The organism is Exiguobacterium sp. 9-2, assembly GCF_036287235.1.
Classification (GTDB): domain Bacteria; phylum Bacillota; class Bacilli; order Exiguobacteriales; family Exiguobacteriaceae; genus Exiguobacterium_A.
Genome location: NZ_CP142850.1, coordinates 2624185 through 2648321 on the forward strand (window position 1 = coordinate 2624185; position 24137 = coordinate 2648321).

A 24137-nucleotide genomic window follows, 5' to 3' on the forward strand; every position below is an offset into this window, starting at 1 on the left:
TTCTTCCCTCCTTAACTGCTTTGTTCGACAACGAGGGCGACGTTTCGTGGATACAAGGAGCGATAGAGCGCGGGTAACAGTAGGACGATCTGAGTGACTGCGCAAAGTGTGTATGCAATCGTCGCTCCGTATAGTCCGTACAACGGAATCAAGAGGCTACAAGCGACGAGATTGACGACGACACTGCCGAAGATCGAGAGTGTCTGGATTCGAAACTGCTGGAAGCCGGTCAGTAGTGCTTGAATGACGGTCGAATTATAGAAGAACAACGACGCGACCATCATCAAGACGAAAATCAGATGATATTTGACGAACGACGCATTGTAGAAAATCGTCAAACCCCACTTTCCGAAGAAGATTGCTCCAAGAATCAGGAGGATCCCGACAATGTTCGTCATCAGTAACATCGACCGTGTCAGCTTGCGCAGTTCCGGTAAACTTTGGCGTTCACCAGTCTCTGACGAGAAGTTCGGCAATAAGACAGCAATCAAGGAGTGGATGAACAGACTACCGAGTACGAGTAGATAGGCAATGCTTGCATAATATCCGAGTTCTTCCGTTCCGATCGCATGTCCAACGAATAATCGTGGGATGTTTGCGTTCAAGGCGATCAGTAGAGCGACGAACCCGAGTGGCATCGCTTTAAGGAACAACTCCTTACCGGATCGATATCGTAAGTCGAGCGCTTGATTGTCAAAACCACGACCGACCCGGCGAATCGTCGGGAGATCGTAGACGAGTAACATGATCAAGTTACCAGTGATCAAGGCGATGACGAATCCCTGGATCGAATGGGTCGTAAAGAGGACGAGTGCTGCGCCTGAGACATTCAGGAGACTGCGAAAAATCTTCGAGATGGCGACTTCCTTGAAGGCAGTGTGTCCCTGTAAGAAGCCGTATCCGAGATCAGCGAACGACTCCATGTATTTATTGAGATAGACGAGTAACGTCAGCAGTAAGATGTTCGCTTCACCGAAGAAATAATAGACACCAAGGAGGACGAACACACCTGCCGAGAGGAGCGAAAAACGGGTCTTGATGAAGAGCCAGAAGTTCGTCAGTCCAGCCCGTTCTGCCGTCAGGATCGTACTGGCATTCAGCCAACAGAACATGACGATTGGTGCGGTGATGGCAAGGGCGTAATTAAAGTAGCCGATATTGAGCGGCGTACTCCATTTGATCAGGAGCGTCAAAATCATCCATTGATGTAACGAATATGCTGTATCTGCAATGAAGATGAGATTGAAGCGAGACAGCCGAACCGTTTTCATCGTTCTCCCCCCTCTCTATTTACGAGCGATCCGCATCGTTGGTGCGACTGGATCGGCATCGGTCTCGTTCGTCGCTTCTAATAAATACTGGCGAAGTGTATCGTCCCGATCGAGCGCTTGGGCGATCTCACGCAAGTACGGATCGACGGAGCCGAAGGGGCGTGTTTTTCCGACGAGGATCTTATCGAAGACGAGTTCGTCATGCACCTCATCACGAGCGAGCAGTTCCTCGTAGAGTTTCTCCCCTTTTCGAATCCCGCTGTAGACGATCGGGATCTGTTCTTCTGTAAATCCACTCAAGTGAATCAAGTTTTTCGCAAGTGTCGTAATGTGGACCGGTTCACCCATATCAAGGACGAACACTTCGCCTCCTTTTGCGAGGACACTCGCTTGAATGACGAGACGACTCGCTTCCGGAATCGTCATGAAGTAACGTGTCATCCGAGGATCGGTGATCGTGATCGGCCCGCCTTTCGCGATTTGTTCCTTGAAAAGTGGGATGACGGAACCGCGGCTACCGAGGACGTTGCCGAACCGGACGACGGCGAACGTCGTTTCGCTATTTCTTGCCATCTGCTGGATGACCATCTCAGCGATTCGTTTCGTCGCGCCCATCACGCTCGTCGGGTTGACTGCCTTATCGGTCGAGATCATGACGAAGCGTTTGACTCCAGCCGCTTCTGCTGCTCGGGCGACGTTACGTGTTCCGTAGATATTATTCTTGACGGCTTCGCTCGGATTATCCTCCATCAGCGGGACGTGCTTATGGGCTGCCGCATGATAGACGAGGTCCGGTTCGAAGCGTCGCATGACTTCAAGCATCCGGTCACTGTCCTGTACATCGGCGATGACGGATTCGAACTGGATGTCCTGGCTGAGACACTCGAGTTCCCGGCGAATCAGGTAGATACTGTTTTCACCGTGTCCAAGAAGAACAAGTCGTTCAGGACGAAAACGAATCAGTTGCCGGCAAATCTCGGAACCGATTGATCCACCGGCACCGGTGACGAGGACCGTCGCTCCATGCACGCTTCGTTCGATTTCCGTGATATCAAGCTCGACTGGTTCCCGTCCGAGTAAATCAGCGATTGAGACTTCACGGATTTGTTGAATCGACACCTTACCGGAAGCGAGTTCGACGAGCATCGGTAACGTATGCGCCTCGACTTGCGTCTGTTTAATTCGATTCAACAGTTCGATTCGTCGCGGATACGATAAGGACGGGATCGCGAGGACGACCGCTTCAATCTTTTGTTCCTCGATGATGCATTCAAGTTGCTCGATCGCTCCGATGACAGGAACACCGTGAATTCGCATCCCGCGTAGTTCAAGCGAGTCATCGAGTAATCCGACGACGTTTAAGATATGCGATTTCTTTTGTTTCAGTTCTTTCGTGATCATCTGTCCGGAAGCTCCGGCACCGATGATTAGCGTCCGTTTGCCGAGCGTCTTATGCTCCGGAACGAGTCTGAGACTACGGCCACGAATCAACAACCGGACGAATAAGATACCGTTCAAGACAAGTCCTGTCTGCAAGAAGATCGCCCGTTCGACCGCAAAGTCGAACAACGCATATTCAAGACCAAGTAAAACGAAACTGCTGGCAAGGACGACGACGAGGAGAACGGCGAGATCACGTAAACTCGCGTAGCGCCAGATGATTTGATAGAAACGCATCCAATGAGCGACGAAGGTGAGGGCAATCCACTGGATGAGTGCGATTTCGAGCGCATCCTGTAACTCGAAATTGACGGTGAGATGGAGCGGATTAAAGAAGTAGAACGTTACTACGGTTGCGAGTGCGATGACTCCGGCGTCGATCAGGCGAAGGAGTCCAATCTTCAACTGCCGACGATACGGGGTAAGCGGGGAATGCTGCATGATGGTGTCTCCTCTCCTCTCTCATGAGTGCGTCCGGGGAATGACTTTCGGATAACTGTCGGTCGCTTCACGTGTCACTTCTTTTTTGCTTAACGAGCGCGAATAGACGATCAGGAGTCCGAGCATTAAACCAAGGACACCACCGATTCCCGTATTCATCAAAATGTTCGGGGATACGGGCTTCGTTGGAATTCGTGCACTGGAGAAGACTTCCGTCTTACTCGTGTTAATCAGTTGCGGGAGATAATCCTGGAAGACTTCCGTCATCGTATTTGCCTGAATGGCTGCCTGCTCCGCTGAACGATCCGTGATGGATAAGGCGATGACTTGCGAATCGAGATTGCTCGAGACCGTCAGACGATCCGTCAAATCGAATAATCGCTTGTCGGTGACGTTCATCTTTTGGGCGACCTGATCGACGACCTCTGGGCTTCGCAAGATATCTTGATAGGTACTGACGAGTGTCGGCGTCGATGTCGCCTCTGCGTTTGCTTGAGGAACGACGAGGATGTAGGCCGTCGCTTCATATGTCTTCGGAATGACATACGTGCTGAGTGCATATCCGGCACCTGCGAAGAGCATCGTGAAGAGTGCCAGTAGCCACCAGCCGCGTCGGAGTGTCGTCAGATGATCTCCAAAGGTTTTTCTTTGATGCATCGAGCTCACTGTTGTTCACCTCTTTCTAGCTTGACCGAATGGATGGACATTGGTTATGTCTACACCTTATTTCCAATCGAATTCCAAAACAATTAGAGCTTGGTGAAAATGATTATATTTTTTTCGGTAGCTATCTCGTTTGCGTGACGCGAGTTCACAGCAGGAATTCATGTCACAAAAAAAACGCGATTCACGAAAAAATGATTGCGTTTTTCTTAATATTTTTTCATTGGTATGCATGATTTTTTAAAATATGAGGGTAAATACAAATTTGACGATTAAAAAGTATTTGAATCGGTAATAAGTCCTATATGAAGGGTGGATAGTCTTTAGAAATCATGTTAAAATCAGTCAATATACCCACATCGTTTGCCTTATCCATCCTAGTCATTTGGATCATGCTCGATGCTTGGATTCGTCCTCTATCCTTTACGGACGAAGTGTTACCTAAACAGTGGTCACTTTGGTTGCTTCCTGCCTACATCGTTCTGTTCAGCGTCTGTTGGTTCATCTTACGACCGTTCTATCGCGTCAATCGCACAACTGGACATCAAATCGGATTTATTTTTCTGATTTATCTGACATTTCATATCGTATTTTTCTTTTTTAACGCGAATACGGATCGTGTCCTTGCTTCGCTTTACCTCATTTCGACTTGGCTTTTCGTCGGCATCGTCTCTTCGCTCTCACGTACATCGATCGATCAATGGCATCGTCTTCTGTATTACTTCCTTTACGGACAAGCCGTCTTTCTCGCTTCCTACGCACTCATCGTCTCGTTTGGCACAGAGTATGTTCCGGTCGAAAACCTACAATGGCTTCGAATCGGTCCTTTGTCGTTTCCTCAGCTGTATGTCGGAGAGCAAGGTTCATTCCTTCGCCTTGCTGGACTGATGAACAATCCGAATACGTTCGCAGCGTGGCTCGTTCCGGGAGGACTGCTTGCTTGGGTCTATCTACTGCGACAGTTTCCACGTTGGCAAAGTCTTCTGCACGCTGTTTTCTTACTCCTGATCGTCATTGCTTTGCTAAGGAGCGGTTCGCAGACAGGAATCTACTCCTTCGTCCTCCTGGCACTCTTGACGAGTATTCGAATGGTTCCGGGAACGAGACGCCGGATGCAGGTAGCTGCCTGTTATGTGACAGGAAGCCTGATCTTATGTGCCGTCTTCGCATTTCAAGGTCTGCTTCCCCGTCTGCTCAGTCTTAACGGACGATTTACGCTTTGGCAAGCAGGATGGCACGCTTCCGCTGACGCGCTCTGGTTCGGTCACGGGATTGGAAGTGCCCCGCGTGGACTGCAGGAACAACTCGGGGAACGGATTCTTTATACATTTCACAGCACACCGATCACGTTTCTCTACGAATTCGGTCTCATTGGTTGTCTGCTGTACGGTGCAGTCTTTCTGTATCTGTTTTATCGACTGCTTCGCATTCAGACGACGGATCTCGCTTTCCTCGCGCTCTTGCTAGCCAGCTGGCTCGGGTTACTCCAATTCACGGAAAGTGTTCTCGTCAGACCGAGTGGATTTTATTTCATTTGGCTCAGCCTTCTTGCTTATGCGTCGCTTCGTCGACTTCCACCTCACGACAGTACCCACACCTAGACGCACCTACACGAAAGGGGTATGACATCATGAAGAAATGGACAGAACAACAAGTCATCGATAGCCTGATCGAAGCTAGTATCGAATATCCCTCTCTCGACGCAAAGACATATGCGCGCTGGTCGGTCGGAAAAGACATTCCATCGATCACGACGATCATCAATGTATTCGGCTCTTGGCGTGAAGCACTCCAAGCTGCTGGTCTCTCATCAATTCGTCCGTATTTTTCAGATGAAGAGATTCTTACTTTCATCAAGGAAGCATCGACACGTTTACATCCCTTCCATAGTAATAGCTACCGGGAGTGGGCAAAAGCCAAACACGGACCATCCTTGACGCTGATCAACTTACGTTTCGGTTCTTGGTCACGTGCGCTTGAAGAAGCACAGATCGAGATGACACGCTCCATCTCGATGACGGAAGAACGGATCATCACTGCTTTACTTGAAGCTTCCGATGTCCTTTCGCGTCTGACAACACAGACGTATGCGATTTGGGCACAGGAAAATGGACATCCGACAGTCGCGACGATTGCCCGTAAATATGGTTCGTGGGCAGATGCTCTCGCTTGCCTTGACATCGCTCCACCTCGCCGGAAATGGGTCGAAGAAGACGTCCTTGAAGCACTGCGGCAGGCACAAGAAGAATTACCTTCTCTCAGCATCATCCATTACCGAAAATGGGCAGAAGGTCGCTCGGTTCCGAGCACCTCGACGATCAACGCCCTCTTCGGCAGCTGGACCTCCGCCGTGCAATGCCTCAAGCGTGCACGCGTTTCTCTTTCCTAATCCTTTTCTTCCATCTAAAAAAGAGTGACCCGGTATGTTACCGGATCACTCCTTTTTCGTGCGTATCATGATTTTTCGATCTGCTCAAGTAGAGATGCCGGCAATAGTGTCACCGTATCGTGCTTCAACAAATAGATGTCTTCCGTATACGCCCCGATTCGTCGAGGATTGCGTTGCCCGTGGAGATTGTTTCGGATCGCTTTCGGAAAATTGACCCCACATTCATAGGCATGAAGATACCCCCCACCAAATCGTGGATTGATTTCCGATAAGTAGAGCGTTCCGTCAACATCGAACAGATCAAAATCTAGTGGACCGACGAGACGAGTTCCCGCTAATACCTGCTCAATCAATTCAAAGACGTCGTCGCGTTTGACGGAGCGACTCTTATCCGTTTCTCCTGCGCGCATGACGAGTTTCTCCTTAATGAAGATATCCGTCACTTCATGCGTCAGCCAATCGACATACACATCAACGCCAAGTTCTTGTCCTCTTAAGTATTCCTGAATCAATAAATTCGGATGGACAGCGAACAATCCTTCGACGACCTGAAGGGAGGAGACAACCTGGACATGAAGACTAGCACTGCCGTTACGTGGTTTTACGAAGACTGGAAATGCGACTTCCCCTTGCGCGAGCGCATTTTTAAATGCGTCGAGTGTCGTATATGTTCGTGCATGGGCAATCCCTTCCGTGACACAATACGTATACATAGCGTATTTATCAAAGCATAACTGGCACGCATCCATCGGTGAGACAAGGACCGTGACACCGATCGCTTCAAATCGTTCTGTTGCCGCTGCGAGCAACTCCAATTCGGGATCGATCAATGACAACAGCGCCGTTACGCCTTCCCGCTGACACAACTCTAGTAGATGATCGATATACCCCGGTGCGTCGATGCGCGGGACAAGATGATGACGCTCCGTCATATAAAGACCCGGTGCAAGTGGATTACAATCCGCAGTACTGACGTGACCGTCCGGCATCTCACGAACGAAGTACTCGACCAGTTTCGTTCGGCGACCGACGCTTGTCATCAACAAATGGGCAGTCTTCATAGGGCCATCTCCTTCGTTAAAAGTGATGCCTTTTCTTTTCGTGCCAGAAAGAAAGACTTCCTGCTTGGCGCTGTACTTTTTTCCTACGAACGAGCAGATAGCATCCGATTCCGATCAATGCTCCGGTTCCGTCGAGTAACACATCTTGGACGAGACCAGTCCGGTCACCCGTTAAAATTTGATGAAACTCATCAAACACAGCGATGGTGATTGCTAATGAGTAAGCGAACAAGACGGCAAGACCCGGTGTCAAACGACGACGCGTCAAATCAATCAAACCGATACCTAATACGAGAAACGTCGAGACGTGCGCTGCTTTACGAATGAAAAATTCAATGAATCCACTGCGTCCGAGTGCCGCTACACTGACTTCTCCATGATACGAGAAGGAGATGAATCGCAGATGATCGACGAATCCTAATGGGATATAGCGAGATAGACCAGGTTTGATCGATTGTGCCTGATAAGGCATCGAACTTGAGATGAAGAGGATCAATAGGACGGCAAAGACGACATAGCCGGACCAGGTGATTTTTTTCATGAAGACACTCCCTTATGTGATATCACTTTAGAATAGCACGGACAGAAACGATAGGCGATTATCTCCGAAAATCAATTTCTATTTTAACCCAGTTCATTTTTTTAGTTTCCTTGAAAAACGATATTTTACATTTATCAGGTTTCTTTTATAATGAAAGTGGTTAATTAGTACTATAAAGAATGAGCTGAAGAATAGGAGTGGAGTGCCATGAATCGTGCACTAGGTAAAAAAATTATGCAATTGCGCAAACAACACAAGTATACTCAAAAATTTTTAGGTGAACGGTGTGGTGAATCAGCAACGGACATTTCCGCTTACGAACGTGGTCAGCGCATTCCCTCTGCTCAAGTTTTGGAACGATTGGCTCTTGCTTTAGACACGACGATCATTGATCTCATCGATCCGAAGTATGTACAGCATCCTTCATTGAGTGAATTCATGCAACAAGCGCTTGAACCATCGCAACCGCTTGATCTAAAGCTCATTCTTGAAGATTTACTGGTTCATCTCAGTCTATCGAAGGAAATCTATTTTGATGGTCGACTCGTCTCATCACCTGTCCGGGATGAGATGGCAACGTCCATTGATCAAGCATTAAAGCGGGGTCTTTCTTCTATCGAAGCGTAAAAAAGAGATCAAAATCAGCTGATTTTGATCTCTTTTTTATTCTGTTTGGACGATATGATCGATGTATAATTGATTGTCGTCATATGTTGCTTCTAATAACTGACGAAAAAACGTATTTTCGCTTGTTTTCTCGGATACGAATACACGTGCGTAATGCTTATGCGCCTGCTCGAGTACAGTGAATTTCAAAGTACGGGCAGATGAAGAGAAAAACAATTGACGACCGGGATAACCAAAGGCGTCCATCGCTTTCGATTCTTCTAAGAAATGAAAAGGTTCGTCTGGAAACAAGGTCTCAATGAACGATAGACAACTTTGTTGAAAGGTACTTCCGCTCTGATTTTCCATGATACATCCGGCTCCTCTTTCTTATGATGTACTTTGAATCGTGCAAAGGAAACTACTGTATCTCATTACCCAGTCTTTAGACCTATTCAAACCAATATATTACATATATTTTTTATTTTATTATTACATTATATTTTGTACTTATTGTTTTTCGAACTCCAATACCATCATTGTCTTTCCTTCATATAGAAATTGTCCATGATAACGCGATAACGTCGCAAATTCAAACAGCGTTTTTGGTTCGTATAGATATTCGACCGCATAACTGACTTTTTCCTCTTGTCCGGATTTGAGATAAGCGTTGAACAAAAGACGCTCCCCATCGATGTGATAGCCATAGAAAAGTAATGTCTTTTGAAAGCGTCGTGTCGCAATCGGATGGACAATTGATTTTAGGTGATCGATGTGATACAAGGACACAAGCAAGCGTCCGCTCGGTCGTAGCAACTGACGGATGTTTCGGAAGAACAACAGCAGTTCCCCACGCGTATAACGTAAAATCGTCGTTCCCGGTAAGATGATCCGGTCAAAATACTCAGGCCCGACGACGTCCGTCACGTCATGACTCCAGCCGTAAATCTTATGCTGATACTTCTCCGCGATCTGTTTCGTCCGCGAAGCTTCCGGTTCAATCAGATAAAGGTCATACCCCTCGTCCGACAAAAGATTAAAGAGCGATGGATCAAACGTTCCGTAAAATAGGATCTGCTCTCCTTTTTGTAGATAACGTCGATAGAGCATCAACTCATCGACTTCATTTAACTGTTGTGCTTCTTGGTACAATCGACCAAATCGTTCATCTCCCTGTACATGATCGAGCACTTGGACGCGGGAGTAGCTACCTTTACGCAAAAACGGACCAAATAAGACCTCACCCATGATACATCAACTCCTTGTAATGCTGAATCGCTTCCGCATAGTTTGCGCCGAGTCGCTCTGGCAACACGTCGAATTGTTCCTTTTGATCCGCTTCTAAAATCCAGAGGAATGCTTCGTTCGTCTCGAACAGGCGTAACGTCGTTCGATCGAACGCAAAACACCCTTCCTCATTTTGAATGCCGATTAGTGTTAACGGTCCAATCCGTCCAGACGTCCGGGGTAATTCAAGATCCGAGTAAGGGGTGATGAAACGGCTCGTCCCTTGAAACGATCCTGCCAGTTGATACAACAACGGAAACAACTCCAGTTCCGTTTGCGACGCGAGCGCCTCCGGTTGAAGTTGCTGTTCTCGAAGACATTCAATATCGCTTGAAATATCCGCACTCAACTGAATCGTTTTTTGTCGATCAGCGTAAATCCCATCCGCAAAAAAGAACAAGCGATGCGAGACGCATAATCCGCTTACTGTCGCATAATCGAGAATCCCCATCGTTTGATCGTTTTGAATGCGCCCCGTTTGCTGCCAGTCTTGTAACCGCTCGGCAAGTGCGTCGCGAGATAAGACCGTCAGCTGTGACGCAAGTGACGGAGATAAACGATCTGAGAATGTCAACAAAATCGGGGTCCGACTCATCAGCTCGATGATCGGCAGATCGTGCCGCATCGGATGATCAAAATAGATGACACTATTGATCGTCATCACTTGAAAACTGTCTACTGGAATCCGGTCCAACAATGAGCTGTCCTCGATGTAGACATGACGCAGCGGTTGCGGATGGTGTGGCACGGATGCCGGATAGACACCCGTCATCAAAGAAAGGAGAGCATGATGAACAGCCGGAACGGATGCCGAAACCGGTATTTCTTCCTGCGGTAAGAAGAGACCGTTCAGGAAATCCGGTTGACCAAACAGAACCTCCCCGTTCTGCCGGATCAAATGAAACTGGACGTGTAGCATCTCGTGTTGCAAATAGGCAACGAGACGCAACGTACGCTCCCCTTCTCCTTGAAGGACGAAGACGTAGTGCTCATATTCCTGAAAATTCATGTAATCGAGTAAATCATGAAACGTATGTGTATCATAATCAAAGGCATCAATTGATATACGGTGTGTCTCACAAAAAGTCTGCATCGCGATGGATGGCAAGGAACGTTGCAACCAACCGTCTTGTTCCGATATAAGTGATAATCCGATCATGTCCTCTCTCCTTTCTCTTCAAGTGATTGAAAAAAGGGCTTCATTCTCTACGATCCGAATGAAGTCCTTTTTGTGTGTATTAAGCCGATTTGATAGTTGCTTTTGGTTTCGTATTAGTCCGGTCCATTTCCCGATGAGCGAGGGGGGCGACGGAGACGGTAGCAGGATTGAGACACCAAGCGCAAGAAGTCATGTTACGTCGCGTTTCTTTTAATATGAGTGTCATGGTTGTACCCCTTTCTGAATCAAGTGAGATGGTCGTTGAAACATTGATACGAAATCAAGTAAATCAGTGGTATCCCGTTCCATTCGCTTCTATAATAGAAATTGGTACCCTGTACCAGTTCAATCTTTACGAAAGGACGAGGAGCCGATGGATCAATTCATGTCACCGCAAATCGGCTTAGCATTACGCCGACTGCGAAAGAAACATAATCTGACACAAAAAGATTTAGCAAACGGAATTTGCAGTCAAGCTGAGATCAGTAAGATCGAGAGTGGCACCCATTCGCCAACGGTCGAGTTGCTCTATGCGTTATCACGTCGATTGCAAGTACCGATAACTGCATTTCTTAATAACAATAATTCTCATGTTGACTCTCTACGTTTGACGGATGATCGGTTATTGACCGCTTTTCAAAATCAAGAGTATGAAATAATCTATCGAGAAGCTCAAGAAAAAGTAAACTCAATAAGTTTTGATGAAGAATTAAGATCACTTTACTCATACTATCTCCATATAAGTGCATATCGCATGAATAAAATAGATTACCGAACTTGTATAGTAGAATTGCAATTACTTGCAGAGAAATATTCAACCATCTATTTTTCACCTAAAATGTTGGTTCGATTAAAGTCAGCAATCGCTACTCTTTATTATGAAAAAAAGAACTATTTGTATGGTCTTAAAGTATACGAAGAATTAATCAACTTAAAATTTGATAGCGACGAACTTTTAGTAGAAAAGATACGAATTTTATATAACACTTCAAAAGTATTAATTGATTTAAGACGACCAACAGATGCTTTAAAATATATCAATGATGGTATACTGCAATGCTTACGATTTAAAGATATGTCTTTATTAGGTCAACTTTATTATCAAAAAGCTTATGCCTTAGAACTCATGGAAGAAGAATTAAGTTTGATAAAAGACTCTTATCAAAAAGCTTATCTTCTATTTGACATATTACAAATGAATGAGTATAAGCAAATTCTTTCAAATGGAAAAAGTCAATTCCTTGAACAGTAACTAATCAAACAAGTGGTTTTACTAAGAACTCTGCTGGAAGATCATTCTTCGCAACTTGTTTCACTGAAAACTCTGCTGGAAGGTCGTTCTTCGCAACTTGTTTCACTGAAAACTCTGCTGGAAGGTCGTTCTTCGCAACTTGTTTCACTGAAAATTCTGCTGGAAGGTCGTTCTTCGCAACTTGTTTCACTGAAAATTCTGCTGGAAGATCGTTCTTCGCAACTTGTTTTACTGAAAATTCTGCTGGAAGATCATTCTTCGCAACTTGTTTCACTGAAAATTCTGCTGGAAGATCGTTCTTCGCAACTTGTTTCACTGAAAATTCTGCTGGAAGATCGTTCTTCGCAACTTGTGTAGTGCTATTTGATACCGTTACACCAAGTCCTAATACTAATAAAGCACTTGTGCTTGCTACGACTAATTTCTTTTTCAAGTTCATTTAAATAACCTCCTATTATTTTTCGTATGGCTTCGTAACAACATCATATAACCTTAGACCCCCTCTGAATATTCGAATACGAATAATTATGGTATTTTACACATTTTTTTCATTTTCTATTACTTTTGGCTCGGGTCATATGTCCCTAAAAATGCGTTTTTCTTACAAATCATCCATCAATATGTAGAACTTGTGTATGAAAATAGATTTTTCTGAATATTTAACTATGATAAAATTTTGTAACAGACAAAAAGAGAGCTAGTCCAACTCATACGAGTCGAACCAGCTCTCTTTATTTTGATGATTGTCGTAACGCGATGACATAAAATATACCGAGTATGAGAATCACACCTAGTAGTATCGAACTAATTGTCGTCCGAGTCGATGTATCCGGCATCCATATCCCGAGTCCCAAATTGATTGCTGCGATAATTAGGACGAGCCAAACGATCGTACGTGGTCGCATACCGATCTCCTTCCTGGTCTCCCCTGCCGTCCGATCACCGAATATGCTATGGTGACACTAACAAAGGAGGTTCTGTTCATGAATAGACTTGCAGTGTTTTGTGGTTCTAAAGATGGCGCGCATCCCGTCTTTCGCGAGGCAGCGGGCACACTTGGTCAAGCGCTCGCCGCACGCGACATCGGACTCGTATACGGCGGTTCCCGCGTTGGGACGATGGGGGCTGTCGCGGATGCTACGCTTGCGGCTCAAGGTCAAGCGATCGGTGTCTTACCCCACTTTCTACAAGAAAAGGAATTAGCACACCCCGGACTGACTGAATTGCATCTCGTCCACTCGATGCACGAGCGGAAAGCGAAGATGTCAGAGCTTGCCGATGGCTTCATTATTCTTCCTGGCGGACCCGGGACGATGGAAGAGTTTTTCGAAGTCTTTACGTGGACACAACTTGGTCTGCATGAAAAACCTTGTGGTGTACTCAACATTGACGGGTACTATGACTCCTTGATTACCCTGTTCGACACGATGGAACGTCAAGGATTCTTGATTCCCGAACACCGAGCGATGCTGGTCGTCGAGTCGGATCCGGATCGTCTCTTAGAACGCTTCGCCACATATGAAGCACCACGCGTCAAAACGTATATGGATCGCTCACAAACCTGATGAAAGCGGAGTCCTCGACTCCGTTTTTTTTGATGCATTCGCATACTCTTCCGATATTTCTTCTCTCACTTACTAGTTTTCTCCACTCCGTTTCAGGATTCCTACTCTTTTGGCACAAAAAAACCAGATGCACAGAGGCATCTGGTAAAACGTTAGAAGAACTTCATGATTGCGTCGCTAAGATTCGTCAAAGACGGTGTCTCGTCAATGACCATCAAACTACCTGCTGCAATCGCGAGTAATCCGAGACCTGATAAAATCCAGCCAGGATGTTTTACGTTGACGTCAGCATCGACGTTTTCTTTTCCGGACCGCGCATTTGCTGCTTGTTCCTTCAAGCGATCGCGACGGTACTGATGTTGTTCCTCTTTTGACCATTTCTTATATTCTGCGAGGAACTTCTTATATTCTGGTAAGACATCCTTCGTCGTCCCGTCGAGTCGAACTTGACCGTATTCGAGCCAGACGACACGCTCACAGAAACTCTTGATTTGCGAGAGCGAGTGACTGACGAAGATGATGGTCTTGCCTTCGTCCTTGAATTCGTTCATCTTATCGATACAACGGTTATAGAAGGTTTGGTCACCGACCGATAATGCTTCATCGACGATCAAGATGTCGGCATCGACATTGACAGCGATTGCGAAGCCAAGTCGTGACTTCATCCCACTCGAGTATTTCTTGATTGGCTGATCAATGAAGTCACCGATATCCGCGAAATCGATGATTCCAGGCATCCGACGTTCGATTTCCGCATCGTCCATCCCAAGCAGGAGACATTTTAAGCGAATGTTCTCGCGTCCTGTCAGCACGTTCTTCAATCCTTGGGATACGGCGATGATCGCGACTTCTCCGTTGATCGCGACGTTTCCTTCGTTCGCGTAGATGATCCCTGAAATCAGGTTCGAGAGCGTCGATTTACCCGAACCGTTGATTCCGACGAGACCGACGACTTCTCCTTTTCCGATCTCAAGTGAGATATCGCGTAAAGCTGTAAATGTTTTAACGCTCTTGCTTTGATTTTTGAACAAGAGCTTGAATTTTTCTTTCGTAGTCGTGACCATGTCGAAGCGTTTCGTGACATGGTCGAGTTTAATCATAGACATGGCGATTTCCTTCCCTTAAACGAGCTCAGTGAATGATTTACGGAACTTGATGTGCAAGAACGTTCCGGCTGAGAATAAGAGGAGCGTGACACTCCAGAAGTACAGACCCGTTGGCCATTCTTGCCAGACCCAATGTCCGCCGAGCAAGCTCGCCCGGTATCCCTCGACGAGATAGTAGACTGGATTCAAGCGGAGGACACCATGCAAGACGTCCGGGAACCGCTCGATGTTCCAAAGGATCGGTGTCATATAAAAGAGCATCCGCATCATCGATTGCAAGAAGAGCTGGATGTCCTTGACGAGTGTGACGAGTGTCGAAAAGCAAAGCGAGAATGCATAGACGAAAATGTATGTGGCAATCATATAATACGGCAATTGAAGCAGTTTCCATGTGATCGGGATGCCGTTTGCAATGATGACGACGATGACAATGGCAAGCATCGCAAAATGTTGATACATCCGTGACAAGATGACATACGATGGAATCGCACTCATCGGGAAACGCATCTTTGTTACCATTGCGAGACGGCTGTTGATCGAATTCGATCCCCGAAGCAACGCATCGTTGATGAAGAACCAGACGACGATTCCGCAAAGGAGCCAGACGATGAACGGAATGTTTCCATCGACGTCCTTATTTCCGCGAAGACCGACCCCGAAGACGAACCAGTAGATGAAGATTTGGAGACCGGGATTGAGGAGCTCCCATAAAAGGCCAAGGCGCTGCTCTGCATGCGCTGATTTGATTTCATATCGCGCCAACCGGCGAATCAGGGGGAAATTATCGACCTGTTCCCGGATGATACTTCTCATTTCTTTCAGCATAAGTGTAAGTTCCTTCCGATTCATGATACATGTATTTTATTTTCATATTCGTTGATTCCACTCAAAAAAGACGGATGCCGTCCGCGATTGCTCAAACGAACGCTCCCTCCGCGTGAACGGGACCTTGCCCGGTCGATTCTGACTCGCCTCCTTCTTTGTATACTCGTGCATAATAGAAGCAATACTTCCTATATACACTTAATCAATTCTAGCCATCGGGAAAAAGCGTGTCAATGTATTGGACGAACCGACACCAAACTGTAGTTTTTCAGACACGAAAAAACCGGCGGGTAACCACCGGTCATCTCCTAGTTTGTTTCCTTTAAGCATGATTAAAATGTGGAAATTCAATCGTCGTCGGTGGAGAAGCGAGTCCCCATACGAGGAGAACCGTAATCACAAAAATAATGCCGACAAGAACGCCTCCTCGAACCTTATCATTCATCCAGCGTTGCCCCTTTTCATCCGAACTACTTGTATACTGACATCATACAATATTTAGCAATTTCGGACCACTAAAAAATCGACATTTAATGGGAATGTTTAACGATTGTTCATATTATTTCGTTTCATTTTTATTCAAGACAAGATATAATGAAAGCGTTATCATTTGGTTGAGAAAGCGAACGTTCGGATTTAAATTACATCGAACGAACGACTCCCGTAGGTTGTCATGTTGTCGGACCTAAGAATTTACGTTATTTACAAAAGGTTCATCCCACGAAGCTTTCCGAACCCTTTATAGTAGAAGAAGAGGTCAACGATCGCAGCTCGACCTTGCATTCATACCCCACTCTTGAAGGAGGATTTTTACGTATGTACAAATCAAAACCGCTTTACGCGGCAGCTGTGGCTGTCGCCCTGACGACATCGGCAATCGTGCCGGTTGCCCAAACGACAGTTTCGGCTGCAACGCATGTCAAAGTCAAAACGGTCAAACTCAAGTCACTCGTCTTCACGAAAGGTGCTCCGGTCAAACTCCCTGCTACATATAAAGGTGAGAAGATCACATGGAAATCTTACGATCGCCATGCGTTCAACCGTTACCAAACGGTCAAAGGCACATACGGTAAGAAAAAGAATCCAATCGAAGTCAAGATCTACATCCAGAACTATGCAGTGAAGTTCGTCGAGAAAGTCGCGGATCAAACGATTTACGTTGATCAAAAGCCAGAATTGCCAAAAACATTGGCTGTTCTCTACGCGACAGGTCGTATCTATGACAAACCAGTCCGTTGGTCGAAGGTCGATACGAGCGAAGCGGGTGTAAAATATGCGGTCGCAAGTTATACACGCCTCGGAAAGACAATTACATTAAAAGCAAAAATCACAGTTCTCGACGTCAACACGGATGACTTCTCGATCGGTTTGATGCACACGAACGATACGCACGCGAACCTCGATAAGACACCAAAACGTGCGACAGTCATCAAAGAACTTCGCGCAGCTTACCGTGCAGAAGGTAAACCATCGCTTCTCTTAGATGCAGGTGACGTCTTCTCTGGAACACTCTACTTCAACAAGTTCCTCGGTCAAGCAGATCTTGAACTGATGAACTACATGAAATACGACATGATGACATTCGGTAACCACGAGTTCGATCTTGGGGATACTGACAATAACATCGCCTTGAAAAACTTCGTCACGGCTGCAAAATTCCCGTTCATCACGGCGAACGTCGATTTCAGCAAAAATAAGTCGTTCAATGGTCTACAAAAGAAAACAATCACTGCAGGACCGGAGCGTGGCAAGATTTATCAAGGCATCATCAAGGAATACAAAGGTCAAAAAATCGGTTTCTTCGGTCTGACGACAGAAGAGACGAAAGATATCGCAAGCCCAGGTACGGTTGCGTTTGCAAACTATATTGATAGTGCTAAAGCTGCTGTCAAAAAGCTTGAAGATCGTGGCGTTAATAAAATCGTTGCGTTGACACACATCGGTTTTGATGACAATGAAGCAATCGATAACGATCAATTGCTTGCACGTAATGTTGACGGGATTGATGTTATCGTCGGCGGTCACTCGCACACGAAACTTGAAAAACCGGTCGTCGTTGATGAGACGGTCGTTCCAGGCAAAGCAGAACCGACAATCATCGCTCAAGCCTACCAATACGGTGATTTCCTCGGAAATCTTGACTTGACGTTCGACTACAAAGGAAAATTGACTGAGTATAACGGTTCATTGATTGATGTTTCTACAGCAAAAGAAGATGTGCGTGCGGCTGAAATCCTTAAGCCATATGCGGATCAAATCGCTGAGTTGAAAAACGAAGAAGTCGGTGCGAATATCGTTAATGCCCTTCCAAACCCACGCGGCGAAATCAGTGTCCGCAACAGTGAAACGGCTCTTGGAAACTTGATCACGGATGGTATGCTCAAAAAAGCTAAAGAATACAATAAGGACACAGTCATCGCGATGCAAAACGGTGGAGGGATCCGTGCTGCCATCGATGCCGGACCACTTACTGTCGGTGAAGTCTTAACGACGCTTCCATTCGGTAACACGCTCGCGACAGCGAAGATGACCGGTGAAGAAATCAAGAATCTTCTTGAAATCAGTGTTGGGGTTGCGCCAAAAGAAAACGGTGGTTTCCTCCACGTCTCGGGTATGAAGTTCGAATACGACAGCACGAAAACAGCTGGAGAGCGCGTCACGAAGATCGAAGTCAACAACAATGGTACATTCGAAGTCATCGATCCAGCGAAGACATATGTCATCGCAACGAATGCCTTCACGGCTAAAGGCGGCGATGGTCTCACACCATTCGCGACGGCTTATAAAGAAGGTCGTGTCACGGACCTCGGTCTCTCTGACTGGGAAAACCTACGTGATTTCACGAAATCACTCGGCGAAGTCAATTACAAGATCGAAGGTCGTATCGTCGACACATCAAAATTACCAAACTAATTCAATACAACACACAACCGCAGGTCTTCTCGATCCATTCGAGAGAGCCTGCGGTTGTTGTTTTATAACGTTTGCGCGGAGTGTTGTTTCAACAGATCAATGATTTCATCGAGTTCATACTCCTGTGCCATCATCAGCGGCGTGAAGCCATCCGCATTTTTGATCGACGGGTCGGCACCGCGCTCGAGCAATAGCTTGACTGTCTGTTTCCCCTCACCCTCGACAGCATGATGAAGCGGCGTGAACTGATCGTCATCTTGTTGGTTGATTTTCTCGCCTCGTTTCAAATACAGATCGACGAGTTCATCGTTATTGCTGAAGACAGCTGTAATGAATGGTCGCTCGCCAAAGTCATTGACGGCATCGACATCACTCCCTGCTTCTAGCAGTTCCTTGAAGATCGATTCAAGTCCCTTGCTCGACTTCCGGTAACCGAGATAATGCAATGCCGTATCCCCATCTGCATCGACTGCTTTCATATCACTTTCCGGAATCAAGCGATGGATATCTTCGAGCTTTCCTTTTTGAATCGCTGCCATCAATTCCGTCTCATTTAAATCCTTATCGTTCGTTTTTGCCGTCGCCGTGTCGTTACTGGCTGCCATTTGCGTTCCCGCTTCGTTGAGCAAGATCCCTGCGCCTGCACTGACGAAGAACATGACCGTCAGAACACTAAGCGTGATGATGATTCCTTGACTATAACGTAGGAAAGGACGGGGTTGATCGAGCGGTTCACCCGTCAAGCGAAGCCGTTCCAGCATGGATAGATTGGTCTGTAGCTTCTCATACAATAAGACAGAAAACGTCCGTTGCTGACGCTTCTCCGCTGTATAGGAAACGATATCCGTCGTCGCAAGAAGTGTTGGTCCGAGAATATCCTCAAAGATCGCTTGCCGGGCACACTGGTTGGATACAAGCGGTAGAACCATCTGATAACGAGTCCGTTCGCATGCCCGCGTGTAAGCCGGACGTAAAAATGGAACCCAGCTTCCGATCCAAAGCAACACCTGCTTTTCTTGATGATTTCGTTTAATGCGTGCAAGTTCAAGCAGTAACTGGAACCGTCGTACCTCTGTCAATTCCAAATATGACGTCGGAAGGACGATCAAATATTTTTGAAATAATCCGATGACATATGGTCGTTTCACATCGTTCTGGAAATAGATTTCTGGAATCCGCCACAGCTGCAATTGTTCTGTATGCATGCCGATTTGCTCGAATAACTCCGGGAACTGCTTCGCACTCAAGCGAACCCCTTCACTTCGAATCCGCGATACTCGTCGCCATTGACGTAACCAGAGTAATAACAGCAGGATCACTAGCGTGAACATAGCATAAATACCGCTCTCGCCTGTTTCAAATACTAAGCCGATGATGCCACCCACTGTCAAAATAGCGACGCCTAATAACAAACTGAAATAAGCGGTCTCTTTTCGTGTCACTGCTTTCCTGATCCGTTGTGCGGGATCGATTCGTTCATTCGTCTCCTGCTCCATACGTCATCTCCTTCATTTATCGTTTGGTTCATTGTATTTTTTTATCCCTTCTTATCTTAACGGTTATTCCATCAAAGTTCCAAGGGAATCCTTTCCTGACATACCAAAAGAATATTCAGACAACTTATATTTTCAAACATATCTTGATAACGTAACTTTTTTTCCTGAATATTCATTATTTATGTAATGAAATTTCTAAAATTCTATTTTAGAGTGATTTTTGTTGATTTTTCAGCATTTATACGCAATTCACACAATAAAGCAACCTGTCATTCGAACCACTAACTATTTATTGATAGGTGGTACAATAGTCACTCTTTTATATTGCAGAAAAATTTGGAATCCCATATAATAACTAACAGGAAGAAGAATATGGGAGTGAAGAACTTGGGATTATTTAATTTTATGAAAAAGGACTATACCGTCCAGTATCACGTATTACGCGGAGATGAGATCATCGACACGGATCGATTGAATGTTCGAGCAGGCGATCATACGACAGCACGAAAAAAAGCCGACAACATGTTAAGAAGAGAATACGGACGCACTCAGTACAAAATCGAGTGGGTACAACGGTTCTAATCGCTAAAATAACCCATCGCCTCAATCCTAGGATTGGGACGATGGGTTATTTTCATGCGTGCTGTTGTTCTTGTTCGCGAACGATCCGATCAGCTTTCAAATAGAGACGGATGACAGTGTATAAGACGATTCCGACGAGTGCACCACTACCATCGATCAGTACGTCTCCAACGAGTGGTGTACGTCCGCCCGTCAACAATTGATGAAACTCATCCAACACACCGATCGTCATCGCCGTCGTGAAAGCAAAGAAGGCAGCTGGGAATGTTGCATATCCTCGACCGCGCAAAAAATGAACGAGACTGATCCCGAGGATGAAGAACAGACTGGCATGCATGCCTTTCCGAATGAAGAATTCAAGGAAGGCAGCAGGTCCGAGTGACGCGACGCTGATCGGGACTTCGTAATGGAACGACACGAACGAAAACGCATAGACCCAGTCGAGCGGCATATGTTGCGTCAAAAATGGAATCAGGGATTGTTGCTGGTACGTCATCGAACTGAAGACGAATAAGGAAAGTAAGATGGCTCCTCCTACATAAGCAGCAATGGGTATACGGCGCATCATGCACGCTCCTTTCTCTTTGTACATCCTACCATGGATGCTTATCGTGAACATACGCCAAAAGACGGACATACACTGCTCTCATTTACTCTTCATTCCCTCTTTTACAACTGATACAACAAAAACACCCCATCCATATGGATGAGGTGAAAAGCTTACAACGATGACGGTTTCGGCTCGCGTAAGAGGTGTTTGATATCTTGGAACGTCACGAACGTTTTGTTTTTCGCATCGTATAGCTTATACCGAAGCGATTTCAGACTTGAGAAGAGACCGATCTTCGTCGCCTTCTGAAGTGGTGGCGTCGAGACATGTGCTTTTTCAAGATGATAATTCGGGACACGTGGACTGAGATGGTGAACATGATGGAATCCAATGTTTCCGGTTACCCATTGTAAGACCTTCGGTAATTCGTAATACGAACTACCTTCAATTGCTGCCTTGACGTAATCCCATTCGCTCTCATCCTCAAAGTACGAATCTTCGAACGTATGCTGGACGTAGAATAACCAGATTCCGAGGACACCTGCTGTGAACATCGTCGTGCCTTGGATGATCAGGAAGGCTTGCCAGCCGATGAAGTAGATCAGGATACCGTATAAGACGACGAGCGACGCATTGATGACATGTGTGTTGATTCGTTCTTTTTTCCGAGCATCCTTCCGGTTGAAGCGGCTCGAGACAAGAATCAACAAGAGTGGTCCAAGACCAAACATGACGAGTGGATTCCGGTACAGACGATACTTGAGACGTGTAAAGCGTGATGCTTCGATATACTCCTCAATCGTCATGACCCAGATGTCACCGACACCGCGCTTATCGAGATTCCCACTTGATGCGTGGTGGATCGAGTGCTCCCGTTTCCATTTCTCATACGGGAATAACGTCAAAATCCCAGTGATCGTTCCGACGATGGCGTTCGCCTTCTTATTTTTAAAGAATGAACCATGGGTACAATCATGGAAGATGATGAACATCCGGACGACGAATCCTGCAGCGAGAATCGCAAGTGGGATCGCGAGAAACACAGATAGCTTCAGGGCCTCATATGCCAGAAACCATAGGACGAGAAATGGCAGAATCGTGTTGATCATCTGCCGGACGCTGGCTTTAATGTCCGCCTTCTCAAACGGCGATACATGTTTGCGCAGCTGGGCAATCTTTTCTTTACTCATAGTGGTGCTTCCTCCTCGGGTTGTTTCAGCGTTCACGACGCTAAGTAAAATAGTGAAACTAAAATATGAAACCAGTGAGCGGTGGTCGTGACGGTGCCTCTACAACACGATTCAAAAGCGGCACTCTAATTGTTTAGCGCTAAAATATTTTTGTTACCAGGTAATTATATCACATATCATAAATCGTCCACGGTTTATTTTTAAAATTAAAAAAGCAGAGACAAGCGTCTCTGCTTACTCGATCGATTTGAGTGGGTTGACGGCTGGTCCTTCTAGCACCTCTCCTGTTGGACCGAATCGTGAACCATGACACGGACAATCCCACGACCGTTCCGCCTCATTCCATTTCGTATCACACCCCATGTGGGTACAGGTCGTCGAGACGAGATGAAGCTTTCCTTCCGGATCCCGGTAACCACCGACCGTTTTCCCGTGATGCGTGACGAGTCCACCTTCGTCCGGTTGTAGCTCGTCAGCACGACGACGCGCTTTCGTCAGCTTTCCTTTAACGAGTTCAATCGCAACATCCGCATTGTTCTTGACGAACTGCGTCGCATCCTTTGTTTTTAGCTTCGAACGATTCGGATCGAACAGATGCCGAAAACGGTTGGGTGTTCCCGTCAATAAGTCGCTGAGTAACAGTCCGGCCGCGATACCATTCGTCATCCCCCACTTCGCAAAACCGGTCGCGACGAACACGTTCGGATCATTTGCCGTCATCTGTCCGATGTACGGGATCTTGTCGAGCGTGATCAAGTCTTGTGCTGACCAAAACTGTCCAAACGACTCGACGTGGAATTCACGCTTTGCAAAATCTGCAAGATGCTGATACCGCTGCATCGTCTCTGTCTCGTGACCAGATAGATGATTCTCACCGCCGAAGAGACCAAGCAGACGACCGTCTTCTGTCCGCGTGTGACGCAGAGAACGACTCGGTTGATCGGCACTCATGAACATCCCGTCCGGAAACGTCTCATCGACCTGACCCGATACGATATACGAGCGATGGACTTCAAGTTTTGAGAAGTACAACCCTTTAAAATCATGGAACGGAAAATGGGTCGCGATGACGACCTTCTTCGCCTCAATCCGGTGACCGTTCTCAAGGATGACTGTCGGAGTCCGGTTCGATTCGAGCGATACGGCACGTGTCTGTTCGTATAAGGCTCCCCCTTGGTGGACGATTTGTCGGGCGAGTCCTTGAAGATATTTGACGGGATGGAACTGCGCTTGATCGCGCAAGACGACAGCTTTTTTTATATCATACGGCAACTTACTTCGAACTTCTTCCGTCGCTTCGCCACCGTTCAATCTCAATCGTTCGTAGGCTTTTACTTCTCGTTCCATCGCTTGCTCTTTTGATGTCGCAGCGTAGAGATACGCGTCCTGCGTTTCAAGTTCACAAGCTATGTCGAGTCGTTCCACCTGATGACGTAAAAATATGATGGCTTCTTCATTTGCTTCATAATACAGTCTCGCCGATTCTTCACCGACCGTTTTGATTAACATGTCGTAAATTAAACCGTGCTGCGAGGAAACTTTCGCCGTCGTATAACCCGTCGTGCCAGCAGCGACGTTACCTGCTTCGATCACAGCGACATCATATCCCCGTTCAGTCAGTTGTATGGCCGTGACGAGCCCCGCAATACCAGCCCCGATGATGACGACATCATGCTTCGCATCTTGATCCAAAGTGGGATAAGAAGTGGCAGGTGTACTTTCCTTCCAATAAGATGACGGAAATCCGGATAAGTAAGACATCATAAAACTCCTTTCGGAAAACACGATAGGTCGACATGT

General features: G+C 46.4%; 25 protein-coding genes. 7 read left to right on the forward strand and 18 right to left on the reverse strand.

Features of this window, described 5'->3' with window-relative positions; translation table 11 throughout:
- Positions 1 to 11 precede the first annotated feature (11 nt).
- Genes VJ374_RS13705 through VJ374_RS13715 form a run of 3 tightly spaced genes read right to left on the reverse strand, consistent with a single transcriptional unit; the run spans position 12 to position 3809 of the window.
- Positions 12 to 1271, reverse strand: coding sequence for an oligosaccharide flippase family protein (locus VJ374_RS13705; RefSeq protein WP_329469193.1), 1260 nt, complete (start codon positions 1269 to 1271; stop codon positions 12 to 14).
- A gap of 15 nt (positions 1272 to 1286) precedes the next feature.
- On the reverse strand, positions 1287 to 3152 hold the full coding sequence (locus VJ374_RS13710) for a polysaccharide biosynthesis protein (protein WP_290752731.1): 1866 nt from the start codon (positions 3150 to 3152) through the stop codon (positions 1287 to 1289).
- A 21-nt stretch (positions 3153 to 3173) separates the two neighbouring features.
- On the reverse strand, positions 3174 to 3809 hold the full coding sequence (locus VJ374_RS13715; protein WP_231496901.1) for a YveK family protein: 636 nt from the start codon (positions 3807 to 3809) through the stop codon (positions 3174 to 3176).
- Between the two features lie 338 nt (positions 3810 to 4147).
- Here VJ374_RS13715 and VJ374_RS13720 point away from each other — a divergent pair, with 338 nt between their 5' ends.
- A complete protein-coding gene (locus VJ374_RS13720; protein ID WP_329469195.1) occupies positions 4148 to 5416 on the forward strand; it encodes an O-antigen ligase family protein in 1269 nt (422 codons plus the stop codon).
- Between the two features lie 29 nt (positions 5417 to 5445).
- The gene (locus VJ374_RS13725) at positions 5446 to 6204 is read left to right on the forward strand and encodes a homing endonuclease associated repeat-containing protein (RefSeq protein WP_290752739.1); all 759 of its coding nucleotides are present in this window, start codon (positions 5446 to 5448) and stop codon (positions 6202 to 6204) included.
- Positions 6205 to 6269: 65 nt separating this feature from the next.
- Here VJ374_RS13725 and VJ374_RS13730 read toward each other — a convergent pair whose 3' ends face one another.
- Together VJ374_RS13730 and VJ374_RS13735 are read right to left on the reverse strand one after the other, a co-directional pair.
- Complete coding sequence (locus VJ374_RS13730; RefSeq protein WP_329469197.1) at positions 6270 to 7265, reverse strand: ATP-grasp domain-containing protein; 996 nt, start codon at positions 7263 to 7265, stop codon at positions 6270 to 6272.
- 16 nt (positions 7266 to 7281) lie between these two features.
- Positions 7282 to 7806, reverse strand: a complete 525-nt coding sequence (locus tag VJ374_RS13735; RefSeq protein ID WP_290752745.1) for a VanZ family protein — start codon at positions 7804 to 7806, stop codon at positions 7282 to 7284.
- Between the two features lie 207 nt (positions 7807 to 8013).
- Here VJ374_RS13735 and VJ374_RS13740 point away from each other — a divergent pair, with 207 nt between their 5' ends.
- Positions 8014 to 8433 (forward strand): helix-turn-helix domain-containing protein, encoded by a 420-nt coding sequence (locus VJ374_RS13740; protein ID WP_035410414.1) that lies wholly within the window; start codon positions 8014 to 8016, stop codon positions 8431 to 8433.
- A gap of 36 nt (positions 8434 to 8469) precedes the next feature.
- Here VJ374_RS13740 and VJ374_RS13745 read toward each other — a convergent pair whose 3' ends face one another.
- From VJ374_RS13745 to VJ374_RS13760, 4 genes are all read right to left on the reverse strand, one after another.
- Entirely contained in the window at positions 8470 to 8781 is a 312-nt protein-coding gene (locus tag VJ374_RS13745) for a hypothetical protein (protein ID WP_290752749.1), read from the reverse strand.
- 141 nt (positions 8782 to 8922) lie between these two features.
- Positions 8923 to 9660: a class I SAM-dependent methyltransferase gene (locus tag VJ374_RS13750; protein WP_329469199.1), complete on the reverse strand. Its 738-nt coding sequence runs from the start codon at positions 9658 to 9660 to the stop codon at positions 8923 to 8925.
- Positions 9653 to 10858, reverse strand: coding sequence for a hypothetical protein (locus VJ374_RS13755; protein ID WP_329469200.1), 1206 nt, complete (start codon positions 10856 to 10858; stop codon positions 9653 to 9655). The genes VJ374_RS13750 and VJ374_RS13755 overlap by 8 nt, the downstream gene beginning before the upstream one ends.
- 79 nt (positions 10859 to 10937) lie before the next feature.
- Complete coding sequence (locus tag VJ374_RS13760) at positions 10938 to 11084, reverse strand: hypothetical protein (RefSeq protein WP_290756601.1); 147 nt, start codon at positions 11082 to 11084, stop codon at positions 10938 to 10940.
- Positions 11085 to 11231: 147 nt separating this feature from the next.
- Between VJ374_RS13760 and VJ374_RS13765 the strand changes: the two genes are divergently transcribed.
- The gene (locus VJ374_RS13765; RefSeq protein WP_329469202.1) at positions 11232 to 12110 is read left to right on the forward strand and encodes a helix-turn-helix domain-containing protein; all 879 of its coding nucleotides are present in this window, start codon (positions 11232 to 11234) and stop codon (positions 12108 to 12110) included.
- A 4-nt stretch (positions 12111 to 12114) separates the two neighbouring features.
- On the opposite strand, the gene VJ374_RS13770 is transcribed toward VJ374_RS13765, so the two are convergent.
- Together VJ374_RS13770 and VJ374_RS13775 are read right to left on the reverse strand one after the other, a co-directional pair.
- The gene (locus VJ374_RS13770) at positions 12115 to 12549 is read right to left on the reverse strand and encodes a hypothetical protein (protein ID WP_329469203.1); all 435 of its coding nucleotides are present in this window, start codon (positions 12547 to 12549) and stop codon (positions 12115 to 12117) included.
- Between the two features lie 292 nt (positions 12550 to 12841).
- Positions 12842 to 13015, reverse strand: a complete 174-nt coding sequence (locus tag VJ374_RS13775) for a hypothetical protein (protein WP_200934380.1) — start codon at positions 13013 to 13015, stop codon at positions 12842 to 12844.
- Between the two features lie 78 nt (positions 13016 to 13093).
- Here VJ374_RS13775 and VJ374_RS13780 point away from each other — a divergent pair, with 78 nt between their 5' ends.
- The gene (locus VJ374_RS13780) at positions 13094 to 13675 is read left to right on the forward strand and encodes an LOG family protein (RefSeq protein ID WP_329469206.1); all 582 of its coding nucleotides are present in this window, start codon (positions 13094 to 13096) and stop codon (positions 13673 to 13675) included.
- A 152-nt stretch (positions 13676 to 13827) separates the two neighbouring features.
- Here the strand turns inward: VJ374_RS13780 and VJ374_RS13785 are convergent, their stop codons facing one another.
- The 3 genes from VJ374_RS13785 to VJ374_RS13795 all read right to left on the reverse strand — a co-directional run bounded on the left by VJ374_RS13785 (position 13828) and on the right by VJ374_RS13795 (position 16051).
- On the reverse strand, positions 13828 to 14781 hold the full coding sequence (locus VJ374_RS13785; protein WP_035410435.1) for an ABC transporter ATP-binding protein: 954 nt from the start codon (positions 14779 to 14781) through the stop codon (positions 13828 to 13830).
- A 15-nt stretch (positions 14782 to 14796) separates the two neighbouring features.
- Complete coding sequence (locus tag VJ374_RS13790; RefSeq protein ID WP_290784557.1) at positions 14797 to 15594, reverse strand: ABC transporter permease; 798 nt, start codon at positions 15592 to 15594, stop codon at positions 14797 to 14799.
- A gap of 334 nt (positions 15595 to 15928) precedes the next feature.
- Positions 15929 to 16051, reverse strand: a complete 123-nt coding sequence (locus tag VJ374_RS13795) for a hypothetical protein (RefSeq protein WP_290752773.1) — start codon at positions 16049 to 16051, stop codon at positions 15929 to 15931.
- 371 nt (positions 16052 to 16422) lie between these two features.
- On the opposite strand from VJ374_RS13795, the gene VJ374_RS13800 reads away from it, so the two are divergent.
- The gene (locus VJ374_RS13800; protein WP_329469208.1) at positions 16423 to 18519 is read left to right on the forward strand and encodes a 5'-nucleotidase C-terminal domain-containing protein; all 2097 of its coding nucleotides are present in this window, start codon (positions 16423 to 16425) and stop codon (positions 18517 to 18519) included.
- 62 nt (positions 18520 to 18581) lie between these two features.
- Here the strand turns inward: VJ374_RS13800 and VJ374_RS13805 are convergent, their stop codons facing one another.
- The gene (locus VJ374_RS13805; protein ID WP_329469209.1) at positions 18582 to 20015 is read right to left on the reverse strand and encodes an ankyrin repeat domain-containing protein; all 1434 of its coding nucleotides are present in this window, start codon (positions 20013 to 20015) and stop codon (positions 18582 to 18584) included.
- A gap of 387 nt (positions 20016 to 20402) precedes the next feature.
- On the opposite strand from VJ374_RS13805, the gene VJ374_RS13810 reads away from it, so the two are divergent.
- The gene (locus VJ374_RS13810) at positions 20403 to 20597 is read left to right on the forward strand and encodes a hypothetical protein (protein WP_290774616.1); all 195 of its coding nucleotides are present in this window, start codon (positions 20403 to 20405) and stop codon (positions 20595 to 20597) included.
- Between the two features lie 52 nt (positions 20598 to 20649).
- Here the strand turns inward: VJ374_RS13810 and VJ374_RS13815 are convergent, their stop codons facing one another.
- The 3 genes from VJ374_RS13815 to VJ374_RS13825 form a co-directional block, all read right to left on the reverse strand.
- Positions 20650 to 21162, reverse strand: coding sequence for a VanZ family protein (locus VJ374_RS13815; RefSeq protein ID WP_329469213.1), 513 nt, complete (start codon positions 21160 to 21162; stop codon positions 20650 to 20652).
- 155 nt (positions 21163 to 21317) lie between these two features.
- On the reverse strand, positions 21318 to 22337 hold the full coding sequence (locus VJ374_RS13820; protein ID WP_035410452.1) for a Delta(5) desaturase DesA: 1020 nt from the start codon (positions 22335 to 22337) through the stop codon (positions 21318 to 21320).
- A gap of 234 nt (positions 22338 to 22571) precedes the next feature.
- Positions 22572 to 24029 (reverse strand): FAD-dependent oxidoreductase, encoded by a 1458-nt coding sequence (locus VJ374_RS13825; protein ID WP_329469216.1) that lies wholly within the window; start codon positions 24027 to 24029, stop codon positions 22572 to 22574.
- Between the last annotated feature and the right edge of the window lie 108 nt (positions 24030 to 24137).